General features: G+C 60.8%; 7 protein-coding genes and 1 pseudogene. 5 read left to right on the top strand and 3 right to left on the bottom strand.

What is annotated here, in order from left to right:
* The first annotated feature begins 305 nt into the window (after positions 1–305).
* A complete protein-coding gene (locus ENZ75_RS11055) occupies positions 306–1,241 on the top strand; it encodes a ribose-phosphate pyrophosphokinase (protein WP_013530002.1) in 936 nt (311 codons plus the stop codon).
* 12 nt (positions 1,242–1,253) lie between these two features.
* Here the strand turns inward: ENZ75_RS11055 and ENZ75_RS11050 are convergent, their stop codons facing one another.
* A complete protein-coding gene (locus tag ENZ75_RS11050; protein ID WP_013530001.1) occupies positions 1,254–2,138 on the bottom strand; it encodes a helix-turn-helix transcriptional regulator in 885 nt (294 codons plus the stop codon).
* Between the two features lie 151 nt (positions 2,139–2,289).
* On the opposite strand from ENZ75_RS11050, the gene ENZ75_RS11045 reads away from it, so the two are divergent.
* Positions 2,290–3,531, top strand: coding sequence for an MFS transporter (locus ENZ75_RS11045; protein WP_063170320.1), 1,242 nt, complete (start codon positions 2,290–2,292; stop codon positions 3,529–3,531).
* 68 nt (positions 3,532–3,599) lie between these two features.
* On the opposite strand, the pseudogene ENZ75_RS11040 reads toward ENZ75_RS11045, so the two are convergent.
* Positions 3,600–4,456 (bottom strand): annotated as a pseudogene (locus ENZ75_RS11040) (alpha/beta hydrolase).
* A gap of 151 nt (positions 4,457–4,607) precedes the next feature.
* On the opposite strand from ENZ75_RS11040, the gene ENZ75_RS11035 reads away from it, so the two are divergent.
* Complete coding sequence (locus ENZ75_RS11035; protein ID WP_013529998.1) at positions 4,608–5,036, top strand: MarR family transcriptional regulator; 429 nt, start codon at positions 4,608–4,610, stop codon at positions 5,034–5,036.
* Positions 5,037–5,079: 43 nt separating this feature from the next.
* On the opposite strand, the gene ENZ75_RS11030 is transcribed toward ENZ75_RS11035, so the two are convergent.
* Positions 5,080–7,086, bottom strand: a complete 2,007-nt coding sequence (locus ENZ75_RS11030; RefSeq protein ID WP_032808605.1) for an EAL domain-containing protein — start codon at positions 7,084–7,086, stop codon at positions 5,080–5,082.
* Between the two features lie 295 nt (positions 7,087–7,381).
* Here ENZ75_RS11030 and ENZ75_RS11025 point away from each other — a divergent pair, with 295 nt between their 5' ends.
* Both ENZ75_RS11025 and ENZ75_RS11020 read left to right on the top strand, forming a co-directional pair.
* On the top strand, positions 7,382–8,416 hold the full coding sequence (locus tag ENZ75_RS11025) for a methyltransferase (RefSeq protein WP_013529996.1): 1,035 nt from the start codon (positions 7,382–7,384) through the stop codon (positions 8,414–8,416).
* Positions 8,417–8,665: 249 nt separating this feature from the next.
* Positions 8,666–9,307, top strand: a complete 642-nt coding sequence (locus ENZ75_RS11020) for a 50S ribosomal protein L25/general stress protein Ctc (RefSeq protein WP_013529995.1) — start codon at positions 8,666–8,668, stop codon at positions 9,305–9,307.
* Positions 9,308–9,358 lie beyond the last annotated feature (51 nt).

The following is a 9,358-nucleotide window of genomic DNA, read 5'->3' as shown; positions in this document are numbered from 1 at the left end:
CCATGCAGGCGATCGCCGACCAGACCATCGACCAGTTCGCCGCCTGGCTCGGCGGCAAGGCGGGCTAGAGGCATCGGACCCCAAAGTGGAGACGGTTTTGGGAAAATCCGATGCCCAATGAGAAGAAGAACCAGCACAAGTCCCCTGCTCCCTGTTGCAGTCCGGCGATGGCGCGGAGCTTTCTTGAGTTTAGCCGGCGGATTCCCGATCTCGGCGCTTGCAATACCAGCGCGGGCCGCTAAAAGCCCGGTTAAAGGGCGCAAGCGAGTCCGTCAGGCCTCATCATCCTCCACCAGGAACCGTGCATGAAACTCTTCGCGGGCAATTCCAACAGGGTGCTGGCCGAAGCAGTCGCCCGGTACCTCAACGTCCCGCTGGGCAAAGCCACGGTCAGGCGCTTCGCCGACCAGGAAATCTTCGTCGAAATCCAGGAAAACGTGCGCGGCGAGGATGTCTTCATCCTGCAGTCGACCTCGTTCCCGACCAACGATCATTTGATGGAATTGCTTATCATGATCGATGCCTTCATGCGCTCCTCGGCCAAGCGCATCACGGCGGTCATCCCTTATTTCGGCTACGCCAGGCAGGACCGCCGCGCCTCCGGCCGCACGCCGATCTCGGCCAAGCTGGTCGCCAACATGATCACCCGCGCCGGCGTCGACCGCGTTCTGACGCTCGACCTGCATGCCGGCCAGATCCAGGGCTTCTTCGACATCCCGACCGACAATCTGTTTTCCGTGCCGGTGATGGCCCGCGACGTGAAGGCCAAATACAAGCAACTCGGCAACGTCGTGGTGGTTTCGCCCGACATTGGCGGCGTGGTCCGCGCCCGTGCGCTGGCCAAGCGCTTCGATGCGCAACTGGCCATCGTCGACAAGCGCCGCGAACGGCCGGGCGAATCGGAAGTCATGAACATCATCGGCGCGGTCGCCGGCAAGGATTGCCTGCTGATCGACGACATCGTCGATTCCGGCGGCACGCTGTGCAACGCCGCCGATGCGCTGCTGGCCAACGGCGCCACCAGCGTCACCGCCTATATCACCCACGGCGTGCTGTCGGGCGGTGCCGTTGCCCGCATCAGCGGCTCGAAGCTGCAGGAACTGGTGATCACCGATTCCATCCAGCCGACCCAGGGCGTGCTCGACGCGCCCAACATCCGCGTCATCTCGATCGCCGACCTGATGGGCGAAGCCATCTCGCGCACGGCGACTGAGGAATCGGTGTCCAGCCTGTTCGACTAAACCCGCCTGCCCTTAAGGCGCGGAGCTTTCCAACCGAACCGGGCCGATCAGGCGACGAGCGACCTCGACGTTCTCGCGTGCGCCGCGCATATAGCCGCGCGGCGAGGTCCCCAGCATGCGCTTGAACATGGTGATGAAGGCCGGCACGCTGTCATAGCCGAGATCAAGCGCCACCCTGGTGATCGGCTCGCCGTCCGCCAGCCTGGGCAGCGCCGCGAACAGGCAGGCCTGCTGGCGCCATGTCGACAGCGACAGGCCGGTCTGGCGCTGGAAGGCGCGCGTGAAGGAACGGCGGCTCATGCCGGCTGCATCGGCCCACTCGTCGATGGTCGCATGCGGCGACGGTGCTGCGACGAAGCGTCGGCACAGCGCCGACAATCTTGGATCGGACGGAAATGGCAGCCCGAGAGGCCGTTCCGGCAAGGTCGGGATTTCGTGCAGCAGAAGGTTCATGATCAGCCCACCGCGTCCTTCCAGAACGCCGCCTTGCGGGAGCTTCTCCGATTCCACGATCAGGCTGTGCATCAGGTCGGTGACGCCGACGACGCGCAAGCCTTCGGGCAGCCCGGGGATCGCCTGTGGCATGACATAAACCGAACGCATCGAGACGTCGCCCAGCATCTCGACGGAATGCTCGGTGCCGGCTGGAATCCACATCGCGTGGTCGGGCGGCACCATCCAGCGCCCGTAGCGTGTCGTCACCAGCACCACACCGACAAGCGCATGCAAGAGCTGGCTGCGGCTGTGGCGGTGCTGTGGCACGCGGTAGCCGTCAGGATATTCGGTCGGCAATGCCACCGCCGGCCCGGCCACTTGCTCAAGCCACTGCCAGCGGCTCTCGTGCAACTGGCCGAGATTGGCATTGCCAGCGTGAAAGACTTCTTTGCCGTGCGGCATCTAGTTATGGCCCACTTGCGAAACTATTGGACCAAACCACGAAAGAAGTCGTCTCGCAAGCGGCTTATAAGGCACCGTCCCTAGGGTGGCCGCAAGGAGCGTCCGCCAGTTGCCTGCGGGCGTGCCCGCCAAAAAGACCACGGAGCCTACCTTGACCGATACGACAGCAGCCAGCGTCGCCCCACCGGCGAGCGCCAGTCACGCCTCAGCCCAGGCGACGGCCTTCACCGTCATCCTGGCGGTGAGCTTCTGCCACTGCATCAACGACATCATGCAGTCGCTGCTATCGGCCATTTACCCGCTCCTGAAAGAGAATTATGGCCTCGATTTCTGGCAGATCGGCTTGTTGACCTTCACTTTCCAGGTGACCGCATCCTTGCTGCAGCCGCTGATCGGCATGATCACCGACAAGCGGCCGATGCCCTATTCGCTGCCCTATGGCATGGCGTCGTCGCTGATCGGCCTGATCGTGCTCGCCTATGCCGGGCATTATTCGCTGCTGCTGATCGGTGCCTCGCTGATCGGCATCGGCTCGGCGATCTTCCACCCGGAATCCTCGCGCATCGCCCGCTTCGCTTCCGGCGGCCGCTTCGGCCTGGCGCAGTCGCTGTTCCAGGTGGGCGGCAATTTCGGCCAGTCCATGGGGCCGCTGCTGGCGGCCTTCATCGTCGTGCCGTTCGGCCAGACCAGCATTTCCTGGTTCGCCGTCGGCTCGCTGATCGGCATCATCGTTTTGTGGCAGGTCGGCGGCTGGTACAGCCGGCTGCGTGCCGCGCAGGGCACCCGCAAGGCGGCGAGCTTCGTTTCGCCCTTCCCGCGCCGCAAGGTGATGAATGCATTGATCGTGCTGACACTGCTGGTTCTGAGCAAGAATGCCTACATCGCCAGCCTCGCCAGCTACTACACCTTCTATTCCATGCATAAGTTCGGCGTTTCTGTGCAGATGAGCCAGGTCATGCTGTTCCTGTTCCTCGGCGCCTCGGCGCTGGGCATCCTGCTCGGCGGCCCGTTCGGCGACCGCTATGGGCAAAAGGCGATGATCTGGTTCTCCATCGTCGGCGTGCTGCCCTTCACGCTCGCCCTGCCCTACGCCAATCTGGAATGGACGATGGTGCTGACGGTGCTGATCGGGCTGATCCTCTCCTCGGCCTTCTCCAACATTGTCGTCTTTGCGCAGGAACTCGTGCCGGGTCGCGTCGGCATGATCGCCGGCATCTTCTTCGGCTTCGCCTTCGGCATGGGCGGCATCGCGGCGGCCGTGCTCGGCGTCGTCGCCGACATGAAGGGCATCGATTTCGTCTTCCAGATCTGCTCCTATTTGCCGTTTCTTGGATTGCTGACCGTGTTCCTGCCCAACATGAAGGAAGCGCGCAAGGCGCAGGCGGCCGCCTAGATCAGGCCTGAAACCCACGCAAGGAAAAGCACCCGCCAGACGGCGGGTGCTTTTTTCGTTCCAACGGCCTATGCTTTGAAGAAGGCCAGCAGGTCGGCGTTGACGATGTCTGCATGGGTCGTGGCCATGCCGTGCGGGAAGCCCTTGTAGACCTTGAGCTCGCCCTTCTTGAGCAGCTTGATCGTCAGCAGCGCCGAGTCCGCGATGGGAACGATCTGGTCGTCGTCGCCGTGCATGACCAGCACAGGCACGTCGATCGCCTTCAGATCCTCGGTGAAGTCGGTTTCCGAAAAGGCCTTGATGCAATCATAATGCGCCTTGGTGCCGCCCATCATGCCCTGGCGCCACCAATTATCGATGACGCCCTGCGATACCTCTGCGCCCGGGCGGTTGAAGCCGTAGAACGGACCTGATGGAACGTCGCGGAAGAACTGGGCGCGATTGGCTGCCTGCGCGGAGCGGAAGCCGTCGAACACTTCGATCGGCAGGCCGCCGGGATTGGCGGCAGTCTTGAGCATGATTGGCGGCACCGCGCCGATCAGCACCGCCTTGGCGACACGGCCGCCGGCGCCATACTTGGCGACATAACGCGCCACTTCGCCGCCGCCGGTCGAATGGCCGACATGGATGGCGTTCTTGAGGTCCAGATGGGCTGCGAGTTCCGCTACGTCGGCGGCATAGGTGTCCATCTCGTTGCCGATATCCGTCTGGGTCGAGCGGCCATGGCCTCGGCGATCATGGGCAATGACACGGTAGCCCTGTGACACGAAGAACAGCATCTGGGCGTCCCAATCGTCGCTGCTCAACGGCCAGCCGTGATGAAAGACGACAGGCTGCCCGGTCCCCGGTCCTTGTAGTAAATCTGCGTTCCGTCCCTGGTGGTGATCATGCCGCTGCCGGAGCTGGGTTTGGTTTGCGAGGTCATCTCAATCTCCTTCTGGTTACTTTCGCGATAAACAATATCGCGATATCGATATAGCTAACGCGGCCTAAAACCCTTGTCCACAAAAATATGTATCGCGATATCATTTTTCGTGGTATCGATTTGATGCCCACATTGGCAAAAGGAATGCGCCGTGCCTCTCCCGTTGGACAATCAGCTCTGTTTCACGCTCTATGCCACCAGCATGGCCATCAACCGCACCTACAAGCCGATGCTGGACGAGATGGGCATCACCTATCCCCAGTACCTGGTGTTGAACGCGCTTGGAGAGGCCGACGGCATGTCGGTCGGCACCATCGCCCATCGGCTCGCTTTGGAATCGAGCACCGTCACGCCGCTGGTGAAGCGAATGGAGCAGGCCGGGCTGGTGACCCGCCAGCGCAGCCAGACCGACGAGCGCCAGGTGCAGGTTGATCTGACATCAGCCGGGCGCGCACTGCTTGTCCAATGCAACTGCCTGAACGAAGCCTTGGTCGAACGCTCGGGCATGACGCTGACTGAGCTCGATGCGCTGAACCGGCAGATCCAGGCGTTACGCGCCGCGTTGACCGGCGACCGCTAGCACGGCTTGACGACGGCTAGCCAAACGTCGGAAGAGGCCACCATCATGCGGACTTAAGCACGGCAAATGGCCGTTTGCGCATGGCTCGCTTTGCCTGGAAACTGACGGCGGGAGCGGGACGGCCGACATGGAAGCCCTGGATCTTGTCTATGCCGAATTCGCGCATAAGGGCCATCTGCTCGTCTGTCTCCACCCCTTCGACCAGGATTTTGTGGCCGCGATTTCGAACCAGGGTGATAATGTCCTGCAGCATCGCCTTGCCGCTCGGGGAGCTGCAGTCATGCAGAAACGAGCGATCGATCTTCACCGTATCGAAATCGATCAGGCGAAGCCACGAAAGACCCGCGAAGCCGGTCCCGAAATCATCAAGCCAGATCTTGATCCCGAGCAGCTTCAGGTCGCTGATGCAGCGCAGGATGTCGGAGTGCATCTCCATCTCCAGCCCTTCGGTGATCTCGAAGGCCAGCCTGCTGCCTGCGACGCCGGTCTCGCCCAGAATGGTCGCGACCGACGTCGCGAAGCCCGGTGTCTTGAGCTGGATCGGGGAGACGTTGACACTGACGACACGGACGTGGTCGTCCGCCAGCAGTTCGGCGCACACTGTCCTTATCGCCCAGCGCCCGAGTTCCAGGATCGCGCCGGTCCGTTCGGCGACCGGAATGAACAGGCTCGGCGGAACCGATGTGCCGTCGAGCATCTTGAGGCGCATCAGAGCCTCCACCGCTTCAACCCGGTCCGATTTGACATCCTGGATAGGCTGGTAAACGAGTGAAACGAGATTCTGGCCGATCGCGATCTTCAGCAAAGCCGCAATGTTCTCGCTCTCGTCACTGCTTTGCGGGTCGGTTGGATCGAACAGCCGGGCACAATTTCGGCCGCCGGCTTTTGCCAGATAGAGAGCGCGATCGGCCTCGTGAATGATTTTCTCCAGCTTGGCCCCGGTCTGCGTCCGGGTGAATGCGGCGCCAACGCTTACCGTTACGATCGAGACGCCGTCGCGCCGCAGTTCGTGCGTCAGAGCCAGGTTCTCCACCGTGCTACAAATGGCTTCCGCAATGTCCAGGATCTGCTCCTTTTTCTCCATGCGAGCCAGGACGATGAACTCTTCGCCGCCATAGCGGCCGATGGAGCCATTATACTGTTTGATCATATCGCTAAGGGCATTGGCGACATGGATCAGGCAGCGGTCGCCTTCCTGATGGCCGTAGCAGTCATTGAACTTCTTGAAGAAGTCCACGTCGATGAGGATCGCCCCAAAGCTGGTGCCGACCTTTTGCCAATCGTTCCAGTAGTCTCGCAGCTTCTCGTCGATCGCGCGCCGGTTCTCCAGACCCGTGAGCGGATCGGTCCGCGACAACCTCAGCAGGGCCTTGCCGCGTTCGGTCGCCTCATTGTGCTGGATCTTGGCTTCCAGGGCGTTCAGGAAGACGTTGTAGCGTTCCTCATTCAGTTTCCAGTTCACATATGAGGTGAACGTGAAACAAGAAACATAGAAAGCCCCAAATACCATTTTGTATATGAGAGTTGAGGGAACAAAGTAATTTACGATATAAAGTATACATAAGATTATTGTCGAGGTTACGATAGAAAGCTTGAAATTGAATGTAAAGAAAAGATTGGCGCTCATCATGAATATGGTCCCAAAGACCATATAGTAAGAGACGCTTTCCTTGTCCGCGCCCATAATCGCCGGACACAGCCAACCAACATAGCCAAAGATGATGGCCCCGGCGCAGGTCACGTCGAGCCATTCCGTCCCGACGCCGTGGCGAAGCTGCGCTTCCAGGATCAAAAGCGCGCTCAAGCCGACCGCGAAGCGCGCCGTGATCGTATAGGCGGCCACATCCGGGATCAGCAGCAGATCCGTTGCCGAAAACAAGAGATAGATCGCAACTGCGATCCAAAGCCCTGGCCTGGCCTCCCCTCTTCGCGTCGCCCGGGCTTCGGTGCGGTAGAGGGCGCGAAGTTCGTCGGCCCCCAGTTCGTAGCGCGGCTCGTACGGCTCAGCGTCAACCGTATCGGCCAATGCGGATGACACGTGTTCGTTCATCACAATCGACCCCTTTTGAAAGGGATTTTGTTTTCCGAACTCATTTCCAGCTTCTGCCCCCACGCGGGCCGGCTCCTTGGGACGCGACGGCGATTGCGAACGCCGGGCAAACAAATGCAATCGCGCAAGACAAGTTTCCGTTAACTCGAACCCGGAATCCGGCTCGGAAACTGATTAACCAACGAACATGGTTGGCGGGAAATTAATCATAAACCTAAAATGCCGTCGGCCCGACATTGGCAAAGGGAGCATTCTACGCAATAAGTTAACCGACTGTTAACTATGGAGTGATGGCGTGCAGACCGTTCTTGATGGCAAAAGCTTGATTACTGCCGAGATGCTCGCCGGCACGCTGCCTCGGGGAAAGATCGAGCATCATGGCGAAGCGTTCGAAACCGCGCGCGCGGAGCTTGCCCTCATTCTCCACGCGACACAGCAGCAGGTCGAACAGGACAAGAACCCGGCCGAGATCGTCGGCCGCTTGCTGTCCTTCCTCAATGGCCTGCATTCCAAGGTTCATCCCGACGTCTGGCATGCGTTGATACCGGTCGCGCAGAACCATCCGATCCTGAAGTATTTTCTCGAGGATCCACTGACGCACTGGTCCTTCACCAAACCCAGGGGCTATTCCGGCGACGCGCAGTTGCTCGACTACATCTATTGTGATCCGCACGTGGCAGAGAGCGTGGCGAACGCCTCGGAGGTCGGCAAAGCACTCTATAGCCATACCCAGAACGTACCGTCATGCGTCGCGGCCCGGGAACGACGCGACCTCCTGACCCGATATGTCGACGAGATCGCGGCCAAGAACGGACCGGAAACCGAGGTTCTGGCGATCGCGGCCGGCCATTTGCGGGAAGCCAATCGTTCGGTCGCCCTGACGGAGGGCCGTCTCAAGCGCTGGGTTGCGCTCGACCAGGATCCCCAGAGCGTTGGGCTGATCTCGCGCGACTTCCAGGGCACCGCCGTCGAAGCCATCGACGGCTCGGTGCGAACCGTGCTCACGCGGGGCCACAAGCTCGGCAAATTCGACTTCATCTACGCCTCCGGCCTTTACGACTACCTCGCCCACAACGTCGCGGTGAAACTCACGAAGACCTGCCTGCAGATGTTGAAGCCGAACGGAACATTCCTGTTCGCCAACTACGCCGAGGGCACCCCCGACGCGGGGTATCGGGAGACGTTCATGGACTGGGTGTTGCTGCTGCGATCGGAGGTCGATATGTGGAACATCGTCAATGCCAGCGTCGACCGCAACACCGTCGAGGCGCAGGTATTCTTCGGCGAGAACCGCAACGTGCTCTATGCCGTCATCGAAAAGCGCGGATAGCGGCCGTCTGGGCTGCACCAGGCCGGTCGTGCCTTTGGCTTGCACCTCCGGCCGCCTTCCGCTATAGAGCCGCCACCCGCGTAGACACCCTTGGAGGCAACGCGGCGGAAGGCCGCCTTCCCGCATGATCCCGAAAAGTGGATTCCGGTTTTCGGACCAGATCATGCATGGGTATGTCGGCTTTCGACGTTTACGGTCCAGGCACTCTGCCCACCGTGAGCGCTCCAGAACAAACCGAAAGGAAATGCCATGAGCCACGACACTTACGAGCTCAAGGCCGAAGCACGCGAACAGGTCGGTAAGGGGTCCGCCCGTGCAGTTCGCCGCAACGGTAAAGTGCCTGCAGTAATTTATGGTGACAAGCAGCCTCCCCTGGCTATCGCGCTCACCTACAAGGACATCTACTACAAGATCCATGGCGGCGGGTTCCTGACCACGATCGCCACGATCGATGTCGACGGCAAGAAGATCCAGGTCCTGCCGAAGGACTTCCAGCTCGACCCGGTCAAGGATTTCCCTGTCCATGTCGACTTCCTGCGCATCGGCAAGGACACCGAAGTCAATGTCGACGTGCCTGTCCACTTCATCAACGAGGACAAGTCGCCCGGCATCAAGCGCGGCGGCGTACTCAACATCGTGCGTCACGAAGTCGAGTTCCACTGCCCGGCCAATGCGATCCCGGAATTCATCACCGTCGATCTCACCGGCGCCAACATTGGCGATTCGATCCACATCTCGGCGGTCAAGCTGCCGGCTGGGGTCAAGCCTGTGATCTCCGACCGCGACTTCACCATCGCGACCATTGCCGGTTCGTCGGCGATGAAGCCGGAGACGGAAGAGACGGCTGAAGCGGCTGCACCTGAAGCGGCTCCTGCCGCCGAAGAGAAGTAACTCTTTCACGCCCGGAGCAGGCGATGCTGCTGTTTGCAGGTCTCGGCAATC

This window comes from Mesorhizobium sp. M7A.F.Ca.CA.002.04.1.1, assembly GCF_004022805.1.
GTDB classification, from domain to species: Bacteria; Pseudomonadota; Alphaproteobacteria; order Rhizobiales; family Rhizobiaceae; genus Mesorhizobium; species Mesorhizobium ciceri.
This window is presented reverse-complemented; position numbering and strand designations above follow the sequence as displayed.